A 25,082-nucleotide genomic window follows, 5' to 3' on the forward strand; every position below is an offset into this window, starting at 1 on the left:
CATTTAAGAAAATATAGAATTTATTGATTAAATTAACGCTTCAGGTTTACTACTTCCTGCAGCACTTCATCAGAAGTTGTGATGATACGGGAATTCGCCTGGAATCCACGCTGTGATACGATCATTTCTGTAAATTCATTGGTAAGATCCACATTGGACATTTCCAGCTGTCCAGAGATGATTGCCCCGGTGCCATCTTCTGTATTGTTCGCTGTAGTCGGAACTAGTTCGCCTTCTGCATTCGCATTAAGTGTCATACGATACAGATTGCCTCCGATTTTCTCCAGACCAGATGGGTTAGTAACCTTGGCTACACCAATCTTCACCCCAGCTCCAGTCGTTCCATCTTCCATGGTCTGAACAATTGTTCCATCATTAGAGATAGAAAACGCCGTTACATCGTCACCTAATTGAATGATCCCACCGTCGGAATCTAAAACATGAAGTCCGTCAGCGGTAACAAGATTACGCGCAGCGTCAATGTGGAAATCTCCGGCGCGGGTCAAAAATGCAGTATCTTGATCCTCAGTAAGCTTAACCAGAAAAAAACCATCTCCATCGATACGTAAATCTGTTGGGTTGTTGGTGGTTTGAGCACTACCAGCCAAATGTAGGGTATCTATAGAAGCAATACTAACACCTAGTCCAACTTGTTTCGCATTTACCCCACCTTGACCATCCTCACCCGGTGCAGTAACACCAGAAACGGTTTGGCTCATAATATCCTTGAACATAACACGTCCGGATTTAAACCCGATAGTGTTGACGTTAGCAATATTATTACCGATTACATCAAGCTTAGTTTGAAAGCCTCTCATTCCTGAAACCCCTGAATACATTGATCTTAACATGTTTAATGTCCTCCCAGATTATAGAGTCCTAATAACTTTCCAAGTGAATTGGGACCGCGTCAGTCGGTCAGCGGCCGCCTCGGCTTTCCGTTAGGACCAGCCTATTATGAAATCACTATTGCACTATCGATTTGTGTAAATACATTATCTTTGATCGAGTTACCATCCATAGCAGTAACTACTGTGCGATTAGGAACGCTAACGATAAACGCCAAATCCTTCATTAATATCAAGGATTCTTTACTTCCTTTAGCAGCAGCTTTGTCCACAGCAGATGAAATTTGATCCAGCTGACCGCTTCCAAGCTCTATCCCTCTTTGTTCTAGGCGCTTAGCAGCATGATTGCTGAATTTTAATAGTTTCTGTTGCAGCAAACTCTCAAAAGAAGCTTCCCCCGCCACAGACTGCTTAGGCAGCGAAGATCGTTGTAACGTTGTAGAATGCAGGGACGCAGGATACAGCTGGCCTATAGTAAGCCTGTCACTCATATGCTCGCCCCGCTTCCTCCGCTATTCTCCGGAGTATTACTATCTGTACCAGAACCGCTTTCTGGCGTTGCTGCGGCATTCTGAATTTGTGTAATATCGGTTAAAGCAATTCTGTCTTTTCCCACAACCGCATATTGAATACCATTGCTAACAACGATAGATTCAACATTACCTGTCTTAGGCAGCTTTGTGGCGGTGTCTGTCCAAGTAATATCTTTACCAATCAACCCGGATACAGATCCAAGGGACTGATTCATAGCATTAAGCTGAGTAGAGATATTCATCAATTGCTCCACGGATGTAAACTGGGCCATTTGCGCAATAAATTCTTTATCTTCCATCGGTTGCATCGGATCTTGATTTTGCAGCTGAGTAATCAAAATCTTCAAAAACTGATCCTTACCTAAAGTAGAATTACCCGTTGTCCGTGCACTAGAGTCGGGAGTTGTATAATTCCACTGATCTTTAGTAGAGACCGGAACTGTTGTCGCCATAACCACTCACCTCTCTTTCGTTTGTTATTAGAGTTAAGCCTTAGCAGAAAAAGATCCACCTTGGGACTGATCTTCTTGTCCCGCATTTGAAACCCAGTCCTTCCATTCACCATTCAGCTCTGCGGCAAGAACGGCATCACTGGCTTCCTCTCTGCTTTCTTTGGAACGTCTACCCTGCTGTCCACTTCCGGAATTAGGTTGGCGTCCTTCCTGCCCCCATTGCGAATTAAGTGGGGTATTATTTTGCGTAACTTCCAGCTTCTCCACTTGAAGACCCTGAGATTGCAATGCAGCGCGAAGCTGGTTCATTTGTTGCTCCAGCATATCTTTAGCACCGGTATGTTCAGTCATGAACTGGGCAACTAAATGACCATTTTGCATGGTGATCTTAACATCAACTTGTCCGAGATTTTCTGGAAAAAGGGATATAGTCGCTTCAGCGATCCCACCTTTTTGCACAATCTCTAATTTGCCTGTAATGAAGCCTGTCATTTCCTGAGCAAATTGCTGAACCGGAACAGGTGTTGCTGGCACTTCAGCCTTCAGGGGTGCTGTAATTCCTCCGCGCAGAGATAACTGACCCGCAGTAACAACCTCATGATCCCCTTCGTTAGCTGTAATTCCTAGCGTGGAATCTAGAGTGGATTCTGTTGACTTCGTTTCCCCGGTTACACCTGTCTTGATTAACGGCGTGTTCGCAGTCTCTGCTTCAGCTTCTTGCACAGTTCCTGAGGTCACTGGCGAGCTGACAACCGTATCATTTTTCACTACAACAGCTTCTCCGGAACGATTGCTCACATTCTGAAGTGTTTTATCCGTTGGATTATTTTTGCTTTCAGTGATAGCGGGCTGTTCTACGGAAGAAACAGAAGCAGCATTCACATTGCTCGTCTTTCCCTTCCCTTTATTAGTGTTAGAGGAGGACTCTTCTAAAAGCGCTGTGAAATTATTCAATAAACTGATTCCCTTAGTTGCTACTTCCTCATTGCCACTCACTGCAGCTTCCTGAATTATAGAAACTAAACTTTGCAGGTCGTCTTGAACTGCAAATCTCAATGTATCAGCATTCTGTGCCAATGGGGACAAGCTTCCAGCCACTTCTGCTTCCGTTGTAGCAGTGCCATCCTCTGCGGCATGGCTTCCAGATAAAAGTGCAGATACCTGAAGAATCCAAGCCTGTAAGGCTACCAACAGAGCAGGATCACTACTGATACTTTCATCCAGCTTCTCAACATCAGCAGCAAGTTTTTCAAGGAGATCACCCTTCTGAGTGTCTTGCCCTGCTTGCTCTTCTCCAGTCGGCTGCACTTCCTTTAACAGGCCTTGCAGCAAAGAAGCTAGATTTCCCAATAGGGGTTCAGCTGGAGTCGACGAGGTGTTGGCATTGCCTCCCATGGTTTGTACCAGGGTTTGAGCAAATGGTGCAGCCGTCGTTGTTGTGCCCGTTGTAGTCGATGAACTCCCATTTACTGCAGTTGCGTTTGCACTCACAAGCGATTGAACGACTAAACTCATTTATTTTTCACCTCCTTTCCCTATCTATTTAGCACCCATCAGACGATTAACAATTTTCGCAGTTTGCGCGCTATCATTTTTAGTCATTTCTCCCAAAATAGATGAACGAACACTATCACTTACGGTATTCATAATCGTCACAACCTTATCAGGGCTAATCTTGTACATTTCTCCTAGTAACGATGCTGCATTAGCAGGAGTCATTGAACTGAAGGTCTGATTCAACTTTTCCTTATCCAAATTCGTACTGGTTGTCGCATTTGCTGTTGTACCGGCGTCTTTCTTCAATCTAGATTGAAGAGCTGCAATCGCCATGTCACTCGAAGATGTAGTTTCTTTTAACTTTATTGTTACATCTGCAGCTTTTTGCGGATCCATTTTTTCCAAAATCGCAGTTTTACTCGCTTTACTCATGACACTGAAGATCTGCACCATTTCTTCTGTAGTTAAATTCTCCATGATCGGTGCAGCCTTCGAAGCTTTCATGCCTGCATACAGCTTAGCCAAATCAGAAACCTGTTTCTGATAAGGATCCTCAGCTTCTTCTGTGCTTGCCTCTGTGGTTTCAGCTTCCTTCTTCATTCCTTCAATCTGTGACTCTAGCGCCTGAACCTTGGTATCCTGGGCTGTTTTTTCATCTGTAACCTTCTTCAGGTTTTCTTCCTGCTGGGCGAGCTGAGCTTTAAGCTCCTTAATCGTTGTCGCTGAGCTCACTTCCTGCTTTTTGCTTTCTTCCTTCGGTTTAGAAGGATCTGCAGGCGGATCAGGAACCCATTTTTCCAGGATAGGAATTTTATTCGCAACTTCAAGCACATTATTACGAATGTCCATATTAAAAAGCGTCAACAGTACTCCAAGCAGTACTAGCGTGAAGATAATCGGTATCATTAAGAATAAGAACCGCTCAAATTTCCCCGCTGACCCTTCATTTTCAAGTTCCATATCATTATCAATATTAGCCACTAGCGGAAACCTCCCGGGTTAGAGGGATTTCATCGCGAAGCGGACGGTTGCCATCTCATCCAGTTCGTTTTGTTCCCGTAAAATCATACTTTGCTGAAACAATGTCTCAGCCTTGTCTTTTGCCTTCAACCATACTTTTTCATCTAAAACCTTAGTGCTTAACTGATCTTGTTTCTTCTGGACTTCTTGATGTGCACGGCTAATGTCCGTATGCTTACGGGCAATGCATTTATCCAGATATTCCGCATACTCCTGCATTTCACGAATCTTAACCATAGGTGTCTTTTGCTCTGCGGCATTTTGTAAGGATAGCATGATAGCACTCCGCTGAAAGATGAGTTCATCCAGGCTTCTTTCCTGTGCCTGCAATTCTCCAAGCGCGCTTGAGAGCATCCATTCTGCCTGTGTCTTCTCATTGCCCTTCAAGTCAACGACTTTTTGAAAAGTATAATGAAACCTCATAATACCGAATCAACTCCTTGAGAACTGTGAAATTAAAGACTGTTGAACTTCAGCCAGCGTAACTTTTTCATTCACCTTTTGTTTGGTGAAATCCCATATACTGTCGATAAATTCCATCGACTCGTCGATTTGAGCATTAGAGCCTCTCTGATAAGCTCCAATATTAATCAAATCCTCTGAATCCTTGTAAACGGCCATAAGGCGCTTCACATTCTCGGCTGCTGCAATCTGTTCTTCTGGAGCAATATCCTTCATTACTCGACTTATGCTGGAAAGAACATCTATTGCTGGAAAGTGTCCTTTGTTAGCAATATTTCGATTGAGTACAATATGTCCGTCAAGTATTCCTCTGACTGCATCTGCGATTGGTTCGTTCATATCATCACCATCAACCAGTACCGTATAGAAGGCTGTTATAGAGCCTGTAGGACCTGTACCGGCACGTTCCAGCAGTTTGGGTAAGCTTGCAAACACCGAAGGTGTATATCCCCGCATGGCTGGCGGCTCTCCAACTGCAAGTCCAACTTCACGTTGGGCCATAGCATAACGGGTGACCGAATCCATCATCAGCATTACATTAAGGCCGCGATCGCGGAAATACTCGGCAATCGTTGTAGCGATAAGCGCACCTTTTATGCGAATCAATGCAGGTTGGTCTGAGGTAGCAACAATGACTACGGATCGCTGCAAGCCCTCTGGTCCCAAATCCCGTTCAATGAAATCCAATACTTCTCTGCCACGCTCACCAATCAGAGCAATAACATTTACGTCAGCCGATGTATTCCGGGCAATCATCCCCATCAAAGTACTCTTGCCGACCCCCGAGCCAGCAAAAATACCGACCCGCTGTCCCTTGCCAATCGTAAGCAAACCGTCAATCGCTCTCACACCAATACTGATGGGTTCCTGCACCCGCGGTCTATTAAGTGGATTGGAAGGAATATTAAAGGTAGAGCTATGTGGCATTCGTGCTGGAATGAGAGAGCCATCAAGCGGCTGCCCCAGACCATCCAGTACTTTTCCTAACAATTCAGAACCTACTTGCACGCTAAGCGGCTTACCAGTGCCCACTACATCACAACCAGGTCCAATCGCCTGCAGTTCACCAAGTGGCATCAATAGTACCTTGTTATCACGGAAACCAACGACCTCAGCTTGCAGCGGTTTGTTTCCTTTAGAAGGGTAGATGTAGCATACATCACCTATACTTGCGTCAGGACCTTCCGATTCAACCATTAGACCGATTACCTGCGTCACTTTCCCATTGATCCTCACCGGATCGAGATTACGAAGTTGCTCCTTATAACGGTTGCTATTAAGCATCGTCTTCCCCATTTCTCTGCTCATCGGTGTCCAGCGCAATTCTTACCAGCTCTTTCTTGATCTCTGCGAGCTGAGTGTCGATTCGAGCATCAATGCTGCCAAAGGAAGAGCGGATAACACATCCTTGGTCTTTTACCGTTGAGTCGGGCAAGATTTGCAGTTCAGCCTGTGAATCAACAGCTAGTGATAATTCTTCCCGGGCAGCATTCACAAAAGCGAACTGCGCTGGGGATACACAAAGTGATATCAAACCCTGTTCTCGCTTACGAGCCAGATTTTTGCGAATTAAGTCCATTGCGAATTGTGGTTCTACCGTTAACTGCTTGTCCACAATTTTCTCTGCAATATCACAGCTTAACTCTACTAAAAAAGGCTCCGCTTCCTGAATAATCACTTCTCTTGCTTTATACGCCTCAGTCAAAACAGCACGCGCTTCTTCCATCATCTCTGCGATCTTATGCTTCATCTCTTCCTCAGCCTGAGAAACACCTTCCTCATAACCTTGCTGATGAGCTTCAGCTTTGATAGCTTCGATCAGATGTTCATCCTGCTCACGCCGTTGTTTCCACCACTCTTCAGCCTCCGCTTTCGAGGACTCTACAATCTGTTCCGCTTCAAGAGATGCATTCCGAACCTGCTCTTCAGCAAAATCCTGAGCGTCCTTAAGCATTTGCTTACGCGTCTCTTCTGCCTCTTCACGTGCGGGATCATGATAGTCAGTCTCGCTTAAAGTCTCCTCGGGAACGGGCTCCTCAGTTAGGCCCGCATATTGCCGGGCCTGTTCCAATCTTTTAAAGACATCAACCGGAACATACTGGGAGTGTTTGATCAGCTTAGACAATGATGTCATCTCCTCCGCCACGAGCGATGATAATTTCACCAGACTCTTCGAGTCTGCGGATCGTGCCTACAATACGAGTCTGTGCTTCTTCAACATCACGCAGCCGCACAGGACCCATGTATTCCATTTCTTCTCGGAACGTTTCTGCCATACGCTTGGACATATTTCTGAAAATAACATCCCGTACTTCTTCGCTGGCAACCTTGAGAGCAAGCTGTAGATCCGCATTATCAATATCACGGATAATGCGTTGGATCGAACGATTGTCCACATTGACAATATCTTCGAATACGAACATCCGTTTCTTGATCTCTTCGGCAAGCTCTGGATCTTGAATTTCGAGAGAATCCAGAATCGTACGTTCTGTCCCCCGGTCAACCCCATTCAAGATTTGTACAATCGATTCGATACCACCAGCATTTGTATAATCCTGAGTTACTGTAGCGGAAAGCTTCTGCTCCAGCACACGTTCAATTTGCGTAATTACCTCCGGAGAGGTGCTGTCCATAACAGCAATTCTTCTCGCCACCTCTGCCTGCTTCTCTTGAGGAAGCGAGGAGAGGATTGCGGCAGCTTGTTCAAATTGCAGATAAGACAATACAAGTGCAATAGTCTGTACATTTTCATTCTGGATAAAGTTGAGAATCTGATTAGGATCCGCTTTTCGTGCAAAATCGAAAGGTCTTACTTGCAATGTTGCAGTCAGACGATTAATGACCTCCATTGCTTTTGTTGACCCAAGCGCTTTCTCCAGAATTTCTTTAGCGTAGTTAATACCGCCTTGTGATATATATTCCTGGGCGAGGCATATCTGATGGAATTCAGACATGATCGACTCTTTTTCACTGCTGTCCACTTTGCGAACATTGGCAATTTCAAGAGTCAGCTGTTCAATTTCCTCGTCTCTTAAATGTTTGAAAATTTGCGCCGATACCTCGGGCCCTAGTGTGATAAGCAGGATCGCAGCTTTTTGACGGCCACTAAGTCCCTGCTGGCTAGCCTTTGCCATTAGTTCACCTCTGTTCGTCTGCAAGCCATGTACGCAGCAGATTTACGAATTCGTCTGGCTTCTTCTTGGCCAAACTTTCCAATTGCTTACGAACTTGACTTTCATTCGTCACGCTCTCCAAGTTAATAGAAGGAAATTCAGTAGGAACCTGCAATGGAATGTCTTCATCTTCCTCTTCCACAGTCTGTTTACGACTCCGGTAGATTAGATATCCTCCACCTGCTCCAACCAGCAATGCTGCTGCTCCGATAGCCCATATCATCCAAGAAGCGAGACCACCTTTAACGGTGTTGGCATCGGCGCCACCAAATTGTTGCGAGTAGACCGAAACCTTTTTGGTCAAATCAGCGTCTGTATATGTAGTACCTGAATCCGCAAGAGAAGCGCGAACAATATTCACCAAAATATTTTGAATTGCAGCTGATGTTGCATCATCTAAACTTTTTTCTCCTGAAGGTGGTTCAACTGCAACATTTATGGTTAAGTCTTTAACAGTATACGGACTAGCAATAACATCTTTAGTAATTCGGTTAACTTCGAAGTTCCTCGTTTCCGAAGATTCCTCCGAGGTAGAAGTATCCGCACCCGCATTAGAAGGATAGCCCGTAACATCTTGAGAACCAGTGCCAGCCACTCCGCCAGTCGTGTTACCTTGACCCGAATACGAATTACTAATTATTTGTGAACTGATCTCAATCCCCTTCATGTTCTCTGTATCCACAGGGGTAACAAGATCTTCCTTCCGGTTTTCCTTGTCAAAGTTCAACTTTGAGAACACAAGAACATCCACTTTATCAGGACCGGTAAGAGTGCTAAGGAATTGTTTCACATTTTTCTTTACTTCTTCTTCGAATTTCTTCTGAAGAGCGAAGTTTTCTTCAACTTGGTTTGTGACACCAGCCTGTCCACCTTTAGCTGTTGGCATTAATTCAATTTCATTATTTGCAATGGTAATGTTGTCAATTGGTAAATTAGGCACAGCAGTTTTCACAAGATTGAAATACCCGTCAATATTGTCTTGGGTAGGTCTAAATCCCGGATCAAATGAAAGCACAACGGATGCAGACGCCTGCTCCTGATCAGCCTGTGAGGCAAAAACTGTCTCTTTAGGCAAATTAATCAGAACTTTTGCATCTTTAATCCCTTGCATACGTCTCATTAACTGTTCAACTTCACCGTTTAATGCATTATTGTACTTCACGTTAAACTCGCTATCTGTTGTACCTATCATTGACGAATTTTCGTCAAAGACTTTATATCCGATAGAGCCACCTTGAACAATCCCCTGAGAACCGATATCCACCTTGACCCGAGCTGCTTCTGTACTAGGTACAGAGATACTCTTTCCATCTTGACTTAATCGGTATGAAACACCTGCTGAATCTAAGGCTTTCATTACTCCAGCCGAATCCGTACTGTCCAAATCTTGAAATGCTACTTCATATTCTGTTTTTGAAAGCTGCATGGTCATAACTACGATTATTATTAGAATGATAAACAATGTTGAAAAGAATAAAATCTTCTGTTTACCACTAAATCTGTTCCAATACAAGAGAACCTTCTCCCGATATTGGGCAAATCTTTCATTCACAGTGTCACCCCATCCGAAACTAAGCTAGGATTTATTATATTTGAGTTCTCATAATTTCTTGATAGGCTTCAATCACTTTGTTCCGGACTTGTGTAGTCAACTGTAAACTCAGTAGAGCCTGTTGGGAAGAAATCATCACTTCGTCAATGTTCACTTCTCCCAATACAAATTTATTACTCATATCCTTAGCTTGTTGTTCCTGATCAGCCACTTTATTGAGCGCATCCTCAAGATAAGAGCCAAAGCTCTCCATCGAATTAGCAGGAGTGGATGAAACTTCGGAAGATGTCGGTTTCATTGCAAGCTGCTGTACAGCCTGAACCCCATTAGATATATTCTGTATCAACTGTTTCCCCCCTTAAGTTAATTAACATTCATTTATCTACCAATTTCGAGTGCCTTGCTTACCATAGCTTTGGATGCATTAAGCATCGTAACATTGGCATCATAAGAGCGAGATGCAGATAACATATCAACCATTTCTTTGGTAATGTCTACGTTTGGCATATAGACATATCCTTCAGCATCCGCATCGGGATGGCTCGGATTGTATACCGGCTTCAATGGTGAAGTGTCTTCTATGATCGACTGCACCTTAACCCCTTCATTGCTATTATTCATTTTCGAATTTAGTATATTCGAGAATTTATTACTTTCGTTCGTTTCCAAAACAACCAACTTACGTCGGTAAGGAACAGCCTTGCCATCCACCACGGATGCTCTTGTAGTTTCAGCATTGGCTACGTTGGAAGAAATTACATCCATCCGCAACCGTTGAGCCGTTAATGCAGATGCGCTGATCCCAAAACTACTACCAAAGTTCATACTCTCTTATCCTCCTTGAATTACGGCTCGCATCATCGAAATCTGACTGTTAATCTGTTCAACATAAGAACTATACCTAAGCTGGTTCTCTGCGCTTAACGCCATTTCGCGATCTACATCCACATTGTTGTCGTTATTGTTCATAGAGGTAGTTTCATCAGTATTTTCAACAGCAGCGGGAACAATTGTGTTGCTGCCAAATTGATAATGCCGGGTATCCGAAACTTTCGCTCTAAGTGTAGATTGGATTCCACTTTCCTGTTGTTGCAGGATACTTTCGAATGAAACATCAGAACGTTTGAAATTGGGCGTATCTTGATTAGCCACATTATTTGCTAGAGCACTTTGTCGTTTATAGGCAGCATCAATGCCTCCCTGCAATCGTTGAAAACTGACACTATTCAGCAATCCCAAGACAATTCCTCCTTTCAAAGCTATCATAATGAAAAGAATTCCACAACTTCCATCAAAAAACCTGCTTGCTTTCGACAAATAAAGAAAAAAAACTCTAAATTTACGGTATTCCGTCGAACGCTGTCGCAATGAACAACACTTAGCATTTTCACATACATTGATTTTCATTTAATTTGTATATTATTACAATAAGAAATAAGCCCTATCTTTTTAGAAAAGACAGGGCTTTTAGCACTTTATTACTATTTATTTACATTTCTAACTCATTTTTTTCTTTTTAATTGCATGTTTTGACATAATTTTACGTTTTCACGACACCAATTTGTAATTTATCTAATCCGTTATGCCCAAATTCAAAATACATAGATTTTTTGTTTTTTTGTCGCTTTAAAGAATATACTGACTTAAATCACGATCCTGAGCTATACTTGCCAATTTCTCGCGCACATACTCTGGGGTAATAACCATTTTCTCCAAAGTCAGCTCAGGGGCTTCAAAAGAAAGATCCTCTAACAGCTTCTCCAAAATAGTATGAAGACGCCGTGCACCTATATTCTCCATATTTTGATTCACTGAAGCCGCTATTTTGGCGATCTCATGTATAGCATCCTTCTGGAATTCCACTTCTAAATTTTCTGTTTTAAGCAGATTCACATATTGTTTAGTTAAAGCATTCTCTGGTTCCGTCAAAATAGAAACGAAATCCTCTAACGTTAGACTGCTCAGCTCTACGCGAATCGGAAAACGGCCTTGAAGTTCTGGAATCAAATCTGAAGGCTTAGCAATATGGAAAGCTCCGGCAGCCATAAAGAGTACATAGTCCGTCTTCACAGGACCGTATTTCGTCATAATGGTTGAACCCTCTACAATCGGCAAAATATCCCGTTGCACGCCTTCACGCGACACATCCGGTCCAGACCCTTTTCCCTGACTTGCTACTTTATCGATTTCATCGATAAAAATAATGCCTGATTGTTCAGCCCGAGTCACGGATTCCTGGATCACATCATCCATATCAATCAGCTTAGCCGCCTCATCCTGAATGAGTACCTTGCGCGCTTCGCGAATAGGAAGCTTACGTTTCTTCGTCCGCTTAGGCAGCAAACTGCCGAACATCTCTTGCATATTCATACCCATTTGGTCGTTACCTTGACCTGCAAACATATCCATCATAGTTGGCGCTGTATCCTCAACATCAATTTCAATGATGTCATCTTCCAGCTGACCAGCTAACAGCTTAAATCTAACCCCACGGCGGCGTTCACTTAAACTTCCATCCTGCTCAGTGTCTTCTTTAGAGTCCTCTTGTGCAGAATTCCCTCCAAAAATCATCTCGAAAGGATTCTTTTGTGATTTATTTTTGGAAGAGGAAGGGACCAATATAGAAACGATCCGCTCATTAGCCAGTTCTTCCGCACGATCCTTAACCTTCTCCGTACGCTCAAGCTTGACCATACGAATAGAAGTCTCTACCAGATCACGAACCATAGATTCCACATCTCGACCTACATAACCGACCTCAGTGAATTTAGTAGCCTCCACTTTGATGAACGGTGCATTAACAAGCTTTGCTAGACGCCGGGCGATCTCTGTCTTACCCACACCTGTAGGTCCGATCATCAGGATGTTCTTAGGGACGACTTCATCACGCAGTTCCTCTGTTAGCAGACTGCGCCGATACCGATTACGGAGCGCAACAGCTACCGATTTCTTGGCTTGCTTCTGACCTACGATATATTTATCCAATTCGGCTACAATTTGACGGGGTGTAAGCGATTGATTCACCATCGTGAATTCCTCCTTGTCTCTATGGCACTGAGTCTATAATTGTTCAACAATAATGTTGGAATTAGTGTACACACAAATTTCAGATGCTACCTGAAGCGATTCTCTAGCAATATCCGCAGCGGAAAGATTGGGTGCATGACGTTTGAGTGCTCGACCTGAAGCCAGCGCAAAATTACCACCGGAACCAATCGCAAGAACGTCATCATCCGGTTCGATAATTTCACCATTTCCGGAGATCAGGAGCATTCCTTCCTTATCCATAACAATCATCAAAGCTTCAAGCTTCCGAAGAATACGATCTTGACGCCAGTCCTTCGCTAATTCAACTGCAGCCCGCTGCAGGTTCCCATGATGCTCCTCCAGCTTGCCCTCGAATTTTTCGAATAGGGTAATAGCATCCGCAACGGACCCCGCAAAACCTGCTATTACTTGTCCTCTGTACAGGCGACGGACTTTTCTGGCCGTCGTCTTCATAATAACACTCTCTCCGAATGTAACCTGTCCATCACCTGCTATAGCTGCCTGTCCGTTATGTCTTACAGCACAAATTGTAGTCGCATGAAAGCTGGGTACCATGATTGTAAGTTACCTCCTTAAGATGGGCTTTGTTCGATATCGACAACCTCCGGCTCCGAATAAGCGAGTCCTGTACGGTTGGCATACTCGGCAAGACTGTCCAGAGCGCGATGAGCTAACATTTCATTCTTTTCCTTCTTATTGCGGATCTTCTTCTCTACCTTCGGCAACAGACCGAAATTGGCATTCATAGGCTGAAAATGCTCTGGATCGGCTGAAGTAATATAAGCTGGCATGCTGCCTAGAACAGTATCCTGCGGGAAGATCAGTCCTTCCTGTCCGAGTGCTGCCCGTGCAGCATTAATACCAGCTATGAGCCCGGAAGCAGCTGATTCAACATAACCTTCTACACCTGTCATCTGTCCAGCAAAAAAGAGTCTTTCCTTGCCTTTCATCTGATAGGTAGGGTGCAGAAGTTTAGGAGAATTAATAAATGTATTTCTGTGCATCACACCATAACGAACATATTCAGCATTCTCAAGACCTGGGATCAGCGAGAATACACGCTTCTGCTCGCCCCATTTCAAATGGGTCTGAAAACCAACAAGATTGTAAAGTGTGCCGGCAGCGTTATCCTGACGGAGTTGCACAACCGCGTAAGGAAGTTTACCTGTATGCGGATTGATAAGTCCTACTGGCTTCATTGGGCCAAATAACGCTGTTTGCTTACCGCGTTTCATCATGATTTCAATAGGCATACAGCCTTCAAAGTATATCTCTTTCTCAAAATCCTTGAGAGCTGCTGTTTCAGCAGAAATCAACGCATCATAAAACACGTCGAACTCCTCTTCTGTCATCGGACAGTTCAGATAAGCCGCTTCTCCCTTATCATAACGGGAAGCCAAATACACCTTGTTCATATCAATGGTGTCTTTCTCAACAATCGGTGCTGCTGCATCATAGAAGTAGAAATACTCTTCACCCAGCAGCCCTTTTATTTCAGCAGATAATGCCGGTGAAGTTAGAGGGCCCGTTGCAATAACAACAATCCCTTCCTCCGGTATATGCGTAAGTTCTTCATTTATGACTTCAACGAGCGGATGATTATGCAAAGTATGGGTGATCTCACCTGAGAATCCGTCACGATCTACGGCGAGTGCTCCTCCTGCGGGTACCGCGTGTCGGTCAGCAGCACCTAATACAAGAGAGTTCAAACGCCGCATTTCTTCCTTCAATACACCTACAGCATTTCCTAGTCCATTCGCACGCAAGGAGTTGCTGCATACCAGTTCAGCAAATTGATTCGTGTGATGGGCTGGTGTCTTTACTACGGGTCTCATCTCATATAATCTTACCGGTACTCCTAGTGATGCTATTTGCCAAGCGGCTTCGCTTCCTGCGAGACCCGCTCCAATTACTGTTACTTTTGCTGTATCTGACACTGTCTTTTTTCCTCCCATAGAGACTATTAATCTGCTAATTCTTCTTCGTTGTCTAGAACCGCCTCTGTATGATCACAAGACGTACATTGTAGCTTGGTTCCTTGCTTATTACGTTTCTCAATCATCCAAGATCCACATGATGGACATGGTTTTATAGAAGGTCTATCCCATGAAACGAAATCACAACCAGGGTACTGATCGCAGCCATAGAAAACACGCCCTTTTTTACTGCGTCGCTCCACAACCTTACCTTCATGACATTTAGGACAAGTTACGCCAATATCCTTGATAATCGGTTTTGTGTTTCGGCAATCAGGAAAGCCAGAGCATGCTAGGAATTTTCCAAAGCGACCCAGCTTATACACGAGAGGTTTGCCGCATTTCTCACAGATCTCATCAGAGACTTCATCTTCAATCTCAATTTCTTTCATCTCTTCTTCCGCGAACACCAAACGCTTCTCAAACGATTCGTAAAACTCTGCAAGAACCTTTACCCAGTCTTCTGAGCCCTCTTCCACATGGTCAAGATCCCCTTCCATGTTCGCCGTGAACTCAACGTTTAGGATTTCCGGGAAAAATTGCTCCATCTGCTCTATAACAAGCTCGCCAAGTTCGGTTGGCATGAATTTTTTCTCTTCAATAGCCACATACCCACGCTTCTGGATGGTTTCCAGCGTTGGGGCATATGTACTTGGACGGCCTATACCCAGCTCCTCAAGCGTCTTTACAAGTCTTGCTTCCGTATATCGTGGAGGCGGTTGTGTAAAGTGCTGCTTAGGCTCGATCTCCTGCTTATTTAAAGCATCTCCCGCTTGAAGCGGCGGCAAATACTTGTCTTCATCTGTAGTTCCGTCATCGTTGCCTTCTACATAAACCTTCATGAACCCGGGGAATGAAACCTTCGAACCAACAGCTCTGAATGTAGCAGTACCTGCAGCAATATCGACCGAAAGCGTATCCAGCAGGGCAGAAGACATCTGACTTGATACGAACCGCTCCCACACTAGCTTGTAGAGACGGAATTGATCACGGCTCAAGAACTCTTTGACCATTTCAGGTTCGCGTAATGCCGAGGTAGGACGAATCGCTTCATGCGCTTCCTGTGCTCCAGCTGCCTTTTTAGAATACTGCCGTGGGGATTCTGGCAAGAACTTCTCACCATACTTAGCTGTTATAAGCTCTTTAGCTTCATCCTGAGCGGTGACAGAGAGACGCGTGGAGTCTGTACGCATATAAGTGATCAAACCTACGGTACCTTCTTTACCGAGTTCCACACCTTCGTATAGCTGCTGTGCAACAGACATTGTCTTAGCGGCACGGAATCCAAGCTTACGGGCTGCTTCCTGTTGTAGGGAGCTGGTGGTAAAAGGAGCCGAAGGATGACGTTGTCTTTCCTTCTCCTTCACATCACTCACCTTAAAAGATGCGTTCTTAATGGCTTCAAGAACCTCCTGAACATCACTTTCCTGGTTCAGTTCTTTTTTCACACCATTCAGCTTATGAAACTTAGCTTCAAAGACGGAATCCCGTATTCCAAGCTTGGCTGTTATGCTCCAATATTCGGTGGGTACAAAAGCGGAGATTTCATTCTCACGATCCATAATGATCTTCACGGCAACGGATTGTACACGTCCAGCAGATAAACCTTTTTTGACTTTCTTCCATAATAGAGGGCTAATCTTGTACCCTACCAGTCGATCCAGAATACGTCTAGCCTGCTGTGCATTCACGAGATCCATATTAATCTTACGCGGTGTCTTAAAAGCATCTTTTACCGCTTGTTTGGTGATCTCATTAAAAACAACTCTGCATTCTTGTGTATTATCTAAATCCAGCGCATGCGCCAAATGCCAAGCAATTGCTTCCCCTTCGCGGTCGGGGTCAGCTGCGAGATAAACTTTTTTAACTTTTTTACTAGCGTCTTTCAATTCCTTCAATATAGATCCTTTACCGCGGATAGTAATATATTTGGGACTGAAATCATTCTCCACCTCAACACCAATTTGACTCTTCGGTAGATCTCTAATATGTCCCATTGATGCCTTTACAATATATTTACTACCTAGATATTTGCCAATTGTCTTCGCTTTTGCAGGCGACTCGACAATAACTAATGCATCTGCCATAGACTCTTCCTCCTCGTTAACACTCGCACCTCTATATTAAATTACCTTATAAATAGCTCCTGGTAATTGTGTTACCGCTTTTTTTATGATTAAAGATAACAGAACTGAATGCAAATGTCCAAAATCCCATCCTGTTCTTACAAGCAGATCGTCCAATATAAAAGGGCCTTGATGCAGTATATGGTATAGGTGAGACTCCTCATTTGTCAATTTCTTTTCAATCATAAAGTCGTCTGCTGTCTGTTCGGTAGTGCTATTATTCCCTGTTTTTATTACGTTTGTCGGCAAATAAGAAGTATATTCTTCTATAATATCTAATCCACTGGTTACCAGCTTTGCACCCTGTTTGATAAGCTCTAACGCCCCTCTGCTCTTAGGTGATGTGATAGGTCCGGGAACTGCGAAGACATCCCTTCCAGCTTCCAAGGCAGCATCGGCTGTAATAAGTGATCCACTGCGACTGTCAGCCTCCACGACCACTGTCCCCCGTGATAAACCTGCTATGATCCGATTACGCTGTGGAAATAATCCAGGATGACTTTTAGTTCCAAGAGGATACTCTGTGATGACAAGCCCTTTTTGAGAGATACGCCGCTCCAGCTCAATATTCTCAGTTGGATAGACTTTGTCCAACCCTGTTGCCACTACCGCTATCGTCCCTCCACCGCTTCTTAGCGCCGCTTCATGACAAATGCTATCGATCCCCCTCGCAAGTCCGCTAACCACCGTTAGACCTGCTGCACTAAGCTCCTCCGCGAGAATCTCCCCTACCTTTCGTCCATATGCTGTTGGCACACGAGTGCCAACCATCGCCACACTAGGAGTTGATAACAGTTCCAATCGACCTCGATAATAAAGGATCCACGGTGGCTGTGTCGTCTCCTTCAACAAAACAGGATAAGCCGCATCAAACACAGTTACCATCTTCACTGCACATTCTTCCATTAATAAGCGCCTTTTGGCGATCCACTCTAACGTATATATGGAAGCAAGATAATTCGACAGCTTTCTGTTCAATCCGATCGTTTCCCAATCTTTTGCACTACAGGAAAATGCTCGTTCTGACATTAAGCCGGCTCTGCGGATCTTGTCGATACTCTTCCAGCCAATCCCCTCCACTTCATTAAAACCAAACAGCAGATCTTTTTCTTCCATATAAGTTTACTCTCCTTTAATGGAAGGGTTAGCCTTCCCTATTTGTAACATGAATTTGACGAATGCAATATTTTCTTTTAATTCAATATTTTTCTATATTAAAAAACAAAAAAAGCAACCTTTCATCCCTTGGATAGGAACAAAAGGTTGCTTACCTCTGAAATAATTATACACGAAAGAAGCCCACTCGCGTAGAGTGAATTCCTTCAATTATATAAAATAATTAATGCGTTGTAAATGCGCTAAGAATACCGCGTTCTTCAAGCACACTCACAAGCGTTGAGCCCATTTCGGCAGGTGTAGGAGCGACCTTGATTCCGCACGATTCAAGTACGGCAATTTTCTCACTCGCTGTTCCTTTGCCTCCGGAAATAATAGCACCCGCATGCCCCATACGTTTGCCAGGAGGGGCAGTAGCACCGCCAATAAACCCTACAACCGGCTTAGTCATATGCTCACGAATCCACTCTGCTGCTTCTTCCTCTGCGGTTCCGCCAATTTCACCAATCATGATGACTGCCTTTGTACCCGGATCCTCATTAAAAAGCTTCAGAATATCAATAAACTCCGAGCCTTTAACAGGGTCTCCGCCAATACCTACAGCTGAAGATTGCCCGATTCCACGCGTGGTCAGCTGATGAACAGCCTCATAGGTTAGAGTTCCGCTGCGCGAGACAACACCTACATACCCTGGCATATGAATATAACCCGGCATAATTCCTATTTTGCATTCCCCAGGAGTGATAACTCCCGGACAGTTGGGTCCGATCAATACAGTAGAGCGCCCCTCCATATAACGGGACACCTTTACCATATCAAGCACTGGAATCCCTTCGGTAATACAAATCACCAAGTCGAGTTCTGCGTCCACGGCTTCCATTATGGAGTCTGCTGCGAATGCTGGCGGTACATAGATTACACTAGCGGTTGCGCCTGTAGCCGCCTTAGCAGCTACAACAGTATCGAATACCGGAAGGCTAACCTCACTGCCATTTTCAAGCGTGATATTGACATATGTTCCACCTTTACCCGGTGTTACCCCTCCAACCATCTGTGTTCCATAATCCAGCGCACCTTTAGTATGGAACAAACCCGTTGATCCTGTAATTCCTTGCGTGATAACTTTCGTATTTTTATCTACAAGAATGCTCATGCCTTAAGTCACATCCCTACTTATATTGTCAAATACGATAACTGGCTTCCTAAATCAGGCCATTATTGCACAAGAGACACAATCTTACGGGCACCGTCCGCCATAGAATCAGCAGCAACAATATTAAGTCCCGATCCAGCCAAAATCTGCTTGCCTAATCCAACATTTGTTCCCTCAAGACGCACAACCAGCGGTTTGGTCAAACCCAGTTGACTAGCCGCTTCTACAACACCGTTAGCGATAACATCACAGCGCATAATACCGCCGAAAATATTAACAAAAATCCCGTTCACCTTTTCATCCGATAAAATGATTTTAAAGGCTTCTGTTACCTTCTCGGTCGTTGCACCGCCCCCTACATCCAGGAAGTTGGCGGGTTCGCCCCCATAATACTTAATAATATCCATAGTCGCCATCGCGAGACCTGCACCGTTTACCATGCACCCAATATTGCCATCAAGCGCAATATAGCTAAGGTCATACTTCGAGGCTTCGATTTCCTTTAAATCCTCTTCATCCAAATCCCGCAGCTCTAGAATATCCTTATGACGGAACAAGGCATTGGAATCAAAATTCAGTTTGGCATCCAGTGCCATCACATTCCCATCCGCAGTCACTACCAATGGGTTAATTTCGGCAATAGAGCAATCTTTATCCACGAAAGCTAAATATAGCGCTTGCATGAATTTCACAGTTTTGCCTACCAGCTCATTGGGAATAGAGATGCTGTAAGCCAGCTTGCGCGCCTGGAAAGTCTGCAAACCCACTGCCGGATCAATGATCTCTTTAAAAATTTTCTCCGGATGTGTTGCAGCTACTTCTTCAATCTCAGTACCGCCTTCTTCAGAAGCCATCATGACCACTCGGCCAGTTCCTCTGTCAACTACGATACCAATGTAATACTCCTTAACAATTTGACAACCCTCTTCAATGAGCAGTCTTTTTACTACCTTACCCTCCGGTCCAGTCTGGTGAGTTACTAGAGTCTTTCCAAGAATCTCAGTTGCGTAACTACGCACCTCATCGATATTCTTAGCAACCTTTACTCCTCCAGCTTTACCGCGTCCACCTGCGTGAATCTGAGCTTTAACTACAACAACCGGTGTGCTCAGTGACTCTGCGGCTTCTACCGCTTCCTCCACTGTATAAGCTACTTTTCCATTCGGTACGGCTACACCGTACTTCTTAAGCACTTCTTTTCCCTGATACTCGTGGATATTCATAGCGGTAGCCTCCTAAAGTAGCGTGGTGACTAAACAGGCAGCCTGTCGTCATCTCGCTTTCCGTTTTGATTGCCGCGGGGTTAGGGATAGGCTGATGTTATACATGCAGCACTATTCCGGAACCAGCAGAAACTGATCTACCACTCGTAAAAAGAATGGCACTATTTCTGCAAGAGACATTGTGTAAATCTATAAGACTAAGCTTATATTTACCTATATGCCATACAAAGGAACCCAGAATAGTGTAACATGTTTTTAAAACGCTTACCTTAAATATATTCATGATTTGTACACATTTTTTCGCTTGATTTCATGCCGAAATGCGAACGATCGCATTGACTCCTTACTACGCTTACTTTTTACTATCTTGGATATTAGCTTCGTGAACACGATTCAGTAAGTCTTTAAACTGATCAAGTAGCTCTATGGATTCATTATTAGTCAGTGTCGTTTCTTCCATCATTTTGCCGGGAATACACACGGCATCACTTTGAAGTGCCCAGCCTTGTTTCGTTAGTGAGATTAATACTTTTCGCTCATCCTGCATCGAGCGTTCACGTATAATCAGGCCTGCGGCTTGCAAGCGTTTCAATAGCGGAGTCAGCGTTCCTGAATCCAAAAATAACGCCTCACCAATCTCTTTCACTGTACATTGCTGCCGTTCCCATAACACAAGCATTACTAGGTATTGGGAGTAAGTTAAACCGATCTTATCCAAATACGGTTGGTACAGCTTTGTAATCTCACGCGAGCAAGCATAAATGGTAAAACAGAGCTGATTTTCGATCAGCAGCTCTGGGGTTGTAGTCATTTTCTGCATATCTTCTTCACTCATTTTCATATTTATTCACCCGCCTTATCTCTTTATTTTATCATAATTCACTCATACATCATAATAATAGCAAAAAATTAATTTGACTTTTATATTAATTGTGATAAATTAGATTGTACACAAACTAATTAATGAATAGGAGAGATTTATTATGATGACAATTCAACAAAAGATGTATGAAACAACAGTTAAAGCGGTTGGGGGAAGAAACGGTTATATAGAATCAGAAAGTCCTAAACTCAACCTTACGATCAGTACACCACGCGAAATGGGTGGCGCCGGTGGTGAAGGTACTAATCCTGAACAATTATTCGCAGCTGGCTACTCTGCTTGTTTTGACAGTGCCCTAAACATGGTTGCTCGACTTGGCAAAGTGAAGATTGAAGGCAGCGAAGTTACGGCTACTGTTAGCTTTGGTAAAGTTGAAGATGGCGGGTTCGGCATTGCGGTTAAGCTTGACGTGCTGGTTAAAGGCGTTGACAGAGAAACCGCAGCATCTTTGGTAGAAGCTGCCCATGGCGCATGTCCTTACTCCCGTGCTACTCGTGGCAATATCGAAGTAGAATTGAATGTACTGTAAGAAATTATAGAGAAAAATGTATGTGAAATTTGCTAAACGATCTAACCTTCGTTTGAATACGTGGCATTTCGCATTCGAAGTAGCTAACGGACACAGTTGATCTTAAACGCAACTTAATCCCATATTTGGAATGCTATCGGACTTCATGGAAGCTATTGGAATGAAAATCACCCAAAATAACCTTCTTCCAAAGGAATAGCGTCTCCAGAGTCCGACCCTACGCTCCAAGGGCTAAAAACTTGCAAATAACGTCCTCTAGGTCCGTTCCGTAAACATCAGAGGATAATAATGATTCGGCGGTGTTCGTAACTAACGGTCCATAATATAGAGCAGCGATTCTCCCATAACGGGAATCGCTGCTCTTTTATCTTTATTCCTCCGCTATTACCTGCCGATCCAGATTACGGTATTGCACAGCTTCCGCGAGATGTGCAGAAGAAATATCCTGTGCACCCTCTAGATCAGCTATGGTACGGGATAGCTTAATAATCCGATCATGCGCTCGCATGCTTAGACCTAAATTCTCCAAAATGTCATACAGCATTTGAGCACTCTCTCGGTTTAGGCTCGCATATTTCCGAAGGGAAGCACCGGAAAGTTCACTGTTCCATGAAATCGCCAGTCGTTTGTAACGTTTAGCTTGGATGGCCTGAGCAGCCAACACCTCCGCACGCATATCTGCTGACGATAAAACATGCCCCTGCCGATCCCATTCCTTCGGGCGGGGAACATCAACCTGTAAGTCGATCCGATCCAATAAAGGACCAGATATTTTTGCCCGATATTGGGCAATCCTGGCAGGACTACAGGTACAATTTTGCTGGGAGATACCGCTTCCAAAAAAGCCGCAGCTGCACGGATTCATCGATGCAGCGAGCATGAATTTGGCAGGAAAAGTAAAGGAAGCTCGGGCACGACTTATAGTAACCACCCCATCTTCGAGGGGCTGTCGCAGCACTTCAAGTACATTCCGGGAGAATTCTGGCAATTCATCCAGAAACAGAATACCTCGATGTGCAAGACTTACCTCACCTGGCTTGGGAATACCGCCCCCTCCAATTAATCCGGCAGAAGATATCGTGTGGTGTGGAGAACGAAATGGACGACTTCGCAGCAAACCGTTGTGTGCATCCTTCAAATTTCCAGCCGCACTAAAAATTTTGGTTACCTCAAGCGCCTCACTGTCCGACAATTGCGGAAGGATACTGGGAAGGCGTTTGATCAGCATCGTTTTGCCTGTGCCAGGTGGACCGATGAGCATAATATTATGCATTCCTGCAGCCGCGATAGTTAGTGCTCTTTTCACATGTTGCTGTCCAAGCACATCACTGTAATCATCCATTATTTCATTCGCTTCGGAAGAAGCAGCCTCAGAATCAGAATATATAGGGTTATATTTGAGATGCTCTACAGAAAGAACAAGCACCGGAGGTTGTTCTTTTGCCCCCGCCCCCATACTCACGGATACAGGAAAAGGAAGTAGTGATCCTTCAGATTCTTCTATAGGAACTAGCTTATCTATAATCGGACCAAAGCTGGCCACAGGTTCAGCAGCATTCACTAACGCTTGCAAATGGTTGAGGGTGTAAACATTCATGCCACTGATTAAAGCAGCTTCTGCCGCATTGCCCTGCGGGAGCAGAACGGCTTTAAACCCGCTTTTACGCGCTGCTTCAACCATCGGCAGCACACCCGATACCGGACGCAGACTGCCGTCGAGCGCAAGCTCTCCAATTAAAAGCATCTCTTGAGCTGAAGGCATAATCAACTGGCCACTAGTTATCAGTATGCCTAAAGCAATCGCTAGATCAAAAGCGGAACCTTCTTTACGCAGGTCAGCTGGGGCAAGATTGATCGTAATACGCTGCTGTGGATAGCGGTAACCGCAATTTTTAACGGCAGCCCTAACTCGTTCAACAGCCTCGCGAATTGCTGAATCTGGTAAGCCAATGATATTCGTCTGCGGCAATCCATTTGCAAGATCGATTTCCACACCAATCATTACCCCTTCAATCCCATACAGACACGCGCTAAACATTTTCCCATACATAATAAAAACACCTCATCTCCTGAAATACACCCTAATTTGGGGTGTCATAGCTTCAAGAAAAAAGGTGCTTCCTTATTTTCCAAATATATATTAGCTGTTAAGTACATTATAGAAGTTGTGTCCTAACGCAATCTGTGAGCAATTTATCTTTAGAATAAGAAATTCAAGTTTTACATAAAAGCGAAAGCGCATCTCTAAAGACCTACATCAATCTCCTTCTTTAACTACGACCGAGTCCCTAATCTGCTCAAAAGTCAACGGTTTATAGTTCCAATGCTCTACACAAATGTTAAAATGATTGTTTCCCTCATATTTTTGCCCATGAATATGGCCGTGCACATTTACGTAAGGCATATGTTTATTCATGTACATAGGCTCATGTGAGAGGAAAAAGAAATCCTTATAAATCAAAGGATATTCACTAACCTCATCAAAACCTGCCTCAAGCCACCAGCTTCGGCTGCGGCCGCGATCATGATTGCCAAGGATCAGGATTTTGTATCCATGCAGCCTGGCCACAATCGCACGAGTCGCCTCCTTATTAAAAAAAGAAAAGTCTCCCAAATGAAATACTTTATCGTCCGGATTCACTACCGAATTCCAACTTTCAATCATAACTTCATTCATTTGCTCTACATCGTTGAAGGGTCTGGATTCAAAATCAATGATCAACTTATGCCCAAAATGATGATCTGATGTGAAAAAAACCTTAGCCATTTGCACCCTCCCTTTGTTCCTATTCTAATGACAGTATGTATGAAAAAAGCTCCGACTACCCATAAACCCTAGGAAAGTCGGAGCCCCGAGGACTTTTCCGCCTAATTTCTCACGAAATTATACGTATCATTCTATGTCATGAGGCGATGACGGAATACCTCTTTATTGTTAATGTTACTTTTCCCAGTCGCGCCGCTTACTCGAACGTTTATTAACATCACTCTGAATCAGTTCAGCTAAAGGAGGCGCCTCCTCATTGTCAATAAGCCAGCCACGCATCTCCTTGATCGCTTCCACCTGTCCATTGCCTTTGTCACGCCATGTAAGCAGTTCAATAACTCTAATTACAAGCGCTAAGAGACTGCTATTGCTGTTTTGCGACTTTTCAGCCCGGATTTTTTGAAATAACGCTTCATTTTCCCAATCTATTAATATTTCCTCCGCTATAGTGGGCCGCATTACCGTGAAGGTCTTATTGCAATTATCGCAACAGACGACAGATATTGGCTCTGCTTTAAATTTCACTTCAATCTTCTGCTGGCAATATTGGCATGTAAAACTAACCTGCATTTCAGAAGGTTTATTCTTCACTAGACAGCCCTCCTCATGATGACATTAAAAAGTTACTCCTAATGTTTACCCATTTCTTTTGAGAAATGACCCACAGTGCGGAAGGTATGTAAAGACTTTTTTATCAGAACAGCAGTAAATTCATAAAGAATCG

Annotated in this window: 25 protein-coding genes; 1 reads left to right on the plus strand and 24 read right to left on the minus strand. The window is 44.0% G+C overall.

What is annotated here, in order from left to right:
- Positions 1–32 precede the first annotated feature (32 nt).
- The 21 genes from flgG to NSQ50_RS18590 form a co-directional block, all read right to left on the minus strand.
- On the minus strand, positions 33–851 hold the full coding sequence (gene flgG / locus NSQ50_RS18490) for a flagellar basal body rod protein FlgG (protein WP_036688538.1): 819 nt from the start codon (positions 849–851) through the stop codon (positions 33–35).
- Positions 852–955: 104 nt separating this feature from the next.
- Entirely contained in the window at positions 956–1,339 is a 384-nt protein-coding gene (locus NSQ50_RS18495; RefSeq protein WP_036688541.1) for a TIGR02530 family flagellar biosynthesis protein, read from the minus strand.
- The gene (locus tag NSQ50_RS18500) at positions 1,336–1,833 is read right to left on the minus strand and encodes a flagellar hook capping FlgD N-terminal domain-containing protein (protein WP_036688543.1); all 498 of its coding nucleotides are present in this window, start codon (positions 1,831–1,833) and stop codon (positions 1,336–1,338) included. The genes NSQ50_RS18495 and NSQ50_RS18500 overlap by 4 nt, the downstream gene beginning before the upstream one ends.
- Positions 1,834–1,866: 33 nt before the next feature.
- Positions 1,867–3,348, minus strand: a complete 1,482-nt coding sequence (locus tag NSQ50_RS18505) for a flagellar hook-length control protein FliK (RefSeq protein ID WP_076223187.1) — start codon at positions 3,346–3,348, stop codon at positions 1,867–1,869.
- 24 nt (positions 3,349–3,372) lie between these two features.
- Positions 3,373–4,290: a MotE family protein gene (locus NSQ50_RS18510; RefSeq protein WP_076143875.1), complete on the minus strand. Its 918-nt coding sequence runs from the start codon at positions 4,288–4,290 to the stop codon at positions 3,373–3,375.
- A 39-nt stretch (positions 4,291–4,329) separates the two neighbouring features.
- Entirely contained in the window at positions 4,330–4,773 is a 444-nt protein-coding gene (gene fliJ / locus NSQ50_RS18515) for a flagellar export protein FliJ (RefSeq protein WP_076143844.1), read from the minus strand.
- A gap of 9 nt (positions 4,774–4,782) precedes the next feature.
- Positions 4,783–6,096, minus strand: a complete 1,314-nt coding sequence (fliI, locus tag NSQ50_RS18520; protein ID WP_036688546.1) for a flagellar protein export ATPase FliI — start codon at positions 6,094–6,096, stop codon at positions 4,783–4,785.
- Positions 6,089–6,937, minus strand: coding sequence for a FliH/SctL family protein (locus NSQ50_RS18525; RefSeq protein ID WP_036688548.1), 849 nt, complete (start codon positions 6,935–6,937; stop codon positions 6,089–6,091). The genes fliI and NSQ50_RS18525 overlap by 8 nt, the downstream gene beginning before the upstream one ends.
- Entirely contained in the window at positions 6,930–7,946 is a 1,017-nt protein-coding gene (gene fliG, locus NSQ50_RS18530; protein ID WP_038571969.1) for a flagellar motor switch protein FliG, read from the minus strand. The genes NSQ50_RS18525 and fliG overlap by 8 nt, the downstream gene beginning before the upstream one ends.
- A 4-nt stretch (positions 7,947–7,950) precedes the next feature.
- Positions 7,951–9,537, minus strand: a complete 1,587-nt coding sequence (gene fliF, locus NSQ50_RS18535) for a flagellar basal-body MS-ring/collar protein FliF (RefSeq protein ID WP_076143842.1) — start codon at positions 9,535–9,537, stop codon at positions 7,951–7,953.
- Between the two features lie 34 nt (positions 9,538–9,571).
- Positions 9,572–9,883 (minus strand): flagellar hook-basal body complex protein FliE, encoded by a 312-nt coding sequence (gene fliE / locus NSQ50_RS18540; RefSeq protein WP_036688553.1) that lies wholly within the window; start codon positions 9,881–9,883, stop codon positions 9,572–9,574.
- Positions 9,884–9,915: 32 nt separating this feature from the next.
- Entirely contained in the window at positions 9,916–10,362 is a 447-nt protein-coding gene (flgC, locus tag NSQ50_RS18545) for a flagellar basal body rod protein FlgC (RefSeq protein ID WP_036688555.1), read from the minus strand.
- A gap of 6 nt (positions 10,363–10,368) precedes the next feature.
- Positions 10,369–10,776: a flagellar basal body rod protein FlgB gene (gene flgB / locus NSQ50_RS18550; RefSeq protein WP_038571975.1), complete on the minus strand. Its 408-nt coding sequence runs from the start codon at positions 10,774–10,776 to the stop codon at positions 10,369–10,371.
- 387 nt (positions 10,777–11,163) lie between these two features.
- Entirely contained in the window at positions 11,164–12,564 is a 1,401-nt protein-coding gene (hslU, locus tag NSQ50_RS18555; protein ID WP_076141002.1) for an ATP-dependent protease ATPase subunit HslU, read from the minus strand.
- A gap of 33 nt (positions 12,565–12,597) precedes the next feature.
- Positions 12,598–13,140, minus strand: a complete 543-nt coding sequence (gene hslV / locus NSQ50_RS18560; RefSeq protein WP_036688562.1) for an ATP-dependent protease subunit HslV — start codon at positions 13,138–13,140, stop codon at positions 12,598–12,600.
- Positions 13,141–13,157: 17 nt separating this feature from the next.
- Positions 13,158–14,540 (minus strand): FADH(2)-oxidizing methylenetetrahydrofolate--tRNA-(uracil(54)-C(5))-methyltransferase TrmFO, encoded by a 1,383-nt coding sequence (gene trmFO, locus NSQ50_RS18565; protein ID WP_076141003.1) that lies wholly within the window; start codon positions 14,538–14,540, stop codon positions 13,158–13,160.
- Positions 14,541–14,548: 8 nt separating this feature from the next.
- On the minus strand, positions 14,549–16,648 hold the full coding sequence (topA, locus tag NSQ50_RS18570; protein WP_036688567.1) for a type I DNA topoisomerase: 2,100 nt from the start codon (positions 16,646–16,648) through the stop codon (positions 14,549–14,551).
- Positions 16,649–16,684: 36 nt separating this feature from the next.
- Complete coding sequence (dprA, locus tag NSQ50_RS18575) at positions 16,685–17,803, minus strand: DNA-processing protein DprA (protein WP_076143838.1); 1,119 nt, start codon at positions 17,801–17,803, stop codon at positions 16,685–16,687.
- Between the two features lie 223 nt (positions 17,804–18,026).
- A complete protein-coding gene (gene sucD, locus NSQ50_RS18580; RefSeq protein WP_076223184.1) occupies positions 18,027–18,956 on the minus strand; it encodes a succinate--CoA ligase subunit alpha in 930 nt (309 codons plus the stop codon).
- 62 nt (positions 18,957–19,018) lie between these two features.
- Positions 19,019–20,179, minus strand: a complete 1,161-nt coding sequence (sucC, locus tag NSQ50_RS18585) for an ADP-forming succinate--CoA ligase subunit beta (RefSeq protein ID WP_038571984.1) — start codon at positions 20,177–20,179, stop codon at positions 19,019–19,021.
- 352 nt (positions 20,180–20,531) lie between these two features.
- A complete protein-coding gene (locus NSQ50_RS18590; protein ID WP_235219564.1) occupies positions 20,532–21,020 on the minus strand; it encodes a MarR family winged helix-turn-helix transcriptional regulator in 489 nt (162 codons plus the stop codon).
- Positions 21,021–21,162: 142 nt separating this feature from the next.
- Between NSQ50_RS18590 and NSQ50_RS18595 the strand changes: the two genes are divergently transcribed.
- Positions 21,163–21,591 (plus strand): organic hydroperoxide resistance protein, encoded by a 429-nt coding sequence (locus NSQ50_RS18595; protein ID WP_036688575.1) that lies wholly within the window; start codon positions 21,163–21,165, stop codon positions 21,589–21,591.
- A gap of 370 nt (positions 21,592–21,961) precedes the next feature.
- On the opposite strand, the gene NSQ50_RS18600 is transcribed toward NSQ50_RS18595, so the two are convergent.
- The 3 genes from NSQ50_RS18600 to NSQ50_RS18610 form a co-directional block, all read right to left on the minus strand.
- Positions 21,962–23,641 (minus strand): YifB family Mg chelatase-like AAA ATPase, encoded by a 1,680-nt coding sequence (locus tag NSQ50_RS18600; protein ID WP_076106367.1) that lies wholly within the window; start codon positions 23,639–23,641, stop codon positions 21,962–21,964.
- A 207-nt stretch (positions 23,642–23,848) separates the two neighbouring features.
- The gene (locus NSQ50_RS18605; protein ID WP_076100363.1) at positions 23,849–24,358 is read right to left on the minus strand and encodes a metallophosphoesterase; all 510 of its coding nucleotides are present in this window, start codon (positions 24,356–24,358) and stop codon (positions 23,849–23,851) included.
- A gap of 174 nt (positions 24,359–24,532) precedes the next feature.
- Positions 24,533–24,949, minus strand: coding sequence for a hypothetical protein (locus tag NSQ50_RS18610; protein ID WP_051491578.1), 417 nt, complete (start codon positions 24,947–24,949; stop codon positions 24,533–24,535).
- Positions 24,950–25,082 lie beyond the last annotated feature (133 nt).

The sequence above is a fragment of the Paenibacillus sp. FSL R10-2788 genome, from assembly GCF_038003885.1.
GTDB lineage: Bacteria > Bacillota > Bacilli > Paenibacillales > Paenibacillaceae > Paenibacillus_AQ > Paenibacillus_AQ odorifer.

What these genes read in the sequence shown, in the direction of transcription:
- flgG (WP_036688538.1), bottom strand. Translation starts at nt 851, where the DNA reads ATGTTAAGATCAATGTATTCAGGGGTTTCAGGAATGAGAGGCTTTCAA.
- NSQ50_RS18495 (WP_036688541.1), bottom strand. Translation starts at nt 1,339, where the DNA reads ATGAGTGACAGGCTTACTATAGGCCAGCTGTATCCTGCGTCCCTGCAT.
- NSQ50_RS18500 (WP_036688543.1), bottom strand. Translation starts at nt 1,833, where the DNA reads ATGGCGACAACAGTTCCGGTCTCTACTAAAGATCAGTGGAATTATACA.
- NSQ50_RS18505 (WP_076223187.1), bottom strand. Translation starts at nt 3,348, where the DNA reads ATGAGTTTAGTCGTTCAATCGCTTGTGAGTGCAAACGCAACTGCAGTA.
- NSQ50_RS18510 (WP_076143875.1), bottom strand. Translation starts at nt 4,290, where the DNA reads ATGGAACTTGAAAATGAAGGGTCAGCGGGGAAATTTGAGCGGTTCTTA.
- fliJ (WP_076143844.1), bottom strand. Translation starts at nt 4,773, where the DNA reads ATGAGGTTTCATTATACTTTTCAAAAAGTCGTTGACTTGAAGGGCAAT.
- fliI (WP_036688546.1), bottom strand. Translation starts at nt 6,096, where the DNA reads ATGCTTAATAGCAACCGTTATAAGGAGCAACTTCGTAATCTCGATCCG.
- fliG (WP_038571969.1), bottom strand. Translation starts at nt 7,946, where the DNA reads ATGGCAAAGGCTAGCCAGCAGGGACTTAGTGGCCGTCAAAAAGCTGCG.
- flgC (WP_036688555.1), bottom strand. Translation starts at nt 10,362, where the DNA reads ATGAACTTTGGTAGTAGTTTTGGGATCAGCGCATCTGCATTAACGGCT.
- hslU (WP_076141002.1), bottom strand. Translation starts at nt 12,564, where the DNA reads ATGGTGAATCAATCGCTTACACCCCGTCAAATTGTAGCCGAATTGGAT.
- hslV (WP_036688562.1), bottom strand. Translation starts at nt 13,140, where the DNA reads ATGGTACCCAGCTTTCATGCGACTACAATTTGTGCTGTAAGACATAAC.
- trmFO (WP_076141003.1), bottom strand. Translation starts at nt 14,540, where the DNA reads ATGGGAGGAAAAAAGACAGTGTCAGATACAGCAAAAGTAACAGTAATT.
- topA (WP_036688567.1), bottom strand. Translation starts at nt 16,648, where the DNA reads ATGGCAGATGCATTAGTTATTGTCGAGTCGCCTGCAAAAGCGAAGACA.
- dprA (WP_076143838.1), bottom strand. Translation starts at nt 17,803, where the DNA reads ATGGAAGAAAAAGATCTGCTGTTTGGTTTTAATGAAGTGGAGGGGATT.
- sucD (WP_076223184.1), bottom strand. Translation starts at nt 18,956, where the DNA reads ATGAGCATTCTTGTAGATAAAAATACGAAAGTTATCACGCAAGGAATT.
- sucC (WP_038571984.1), bottom strand. Translation starts at nt 20,179, where the DNA reads ATGAATATCCACGAGTATCAGGGAAAAGAAGTGCTTAAGAAGTACGGT.
- NSQ50_RS18590 (WP_235219564.1), bottom strand. Translation starts at nt 21,020, where the DNA reads ATGAAAATGAGTGAAGAAGATATGCAGAAAATGACTACAACCCCAGAG.
- NSQ50_RS18595 (WP_036688575.1), top strand. Translation starts at nt 21,163, where the DNA reads ATGATGACAATTCAACAAAAGATGTATGAAACAACAGTTAAAGCGGTT.
- NSQ50_RS18600 (WP_076106367.1), bottom strand. Translation starts at nt 23,641, where the DNA reads ATGTATGGGAAAATGTTTAGCGCGTGTCTGTATGGGATTGAAGGGGTA.
- NSQ50_RS18605 (WP_076100363.1), bottom strand. Translation starts at nt 24,358, where the DNA reads ATGGCTAAGGTTTTTTTCACATCAGATCATCATTTTGGGCATAAGTTG.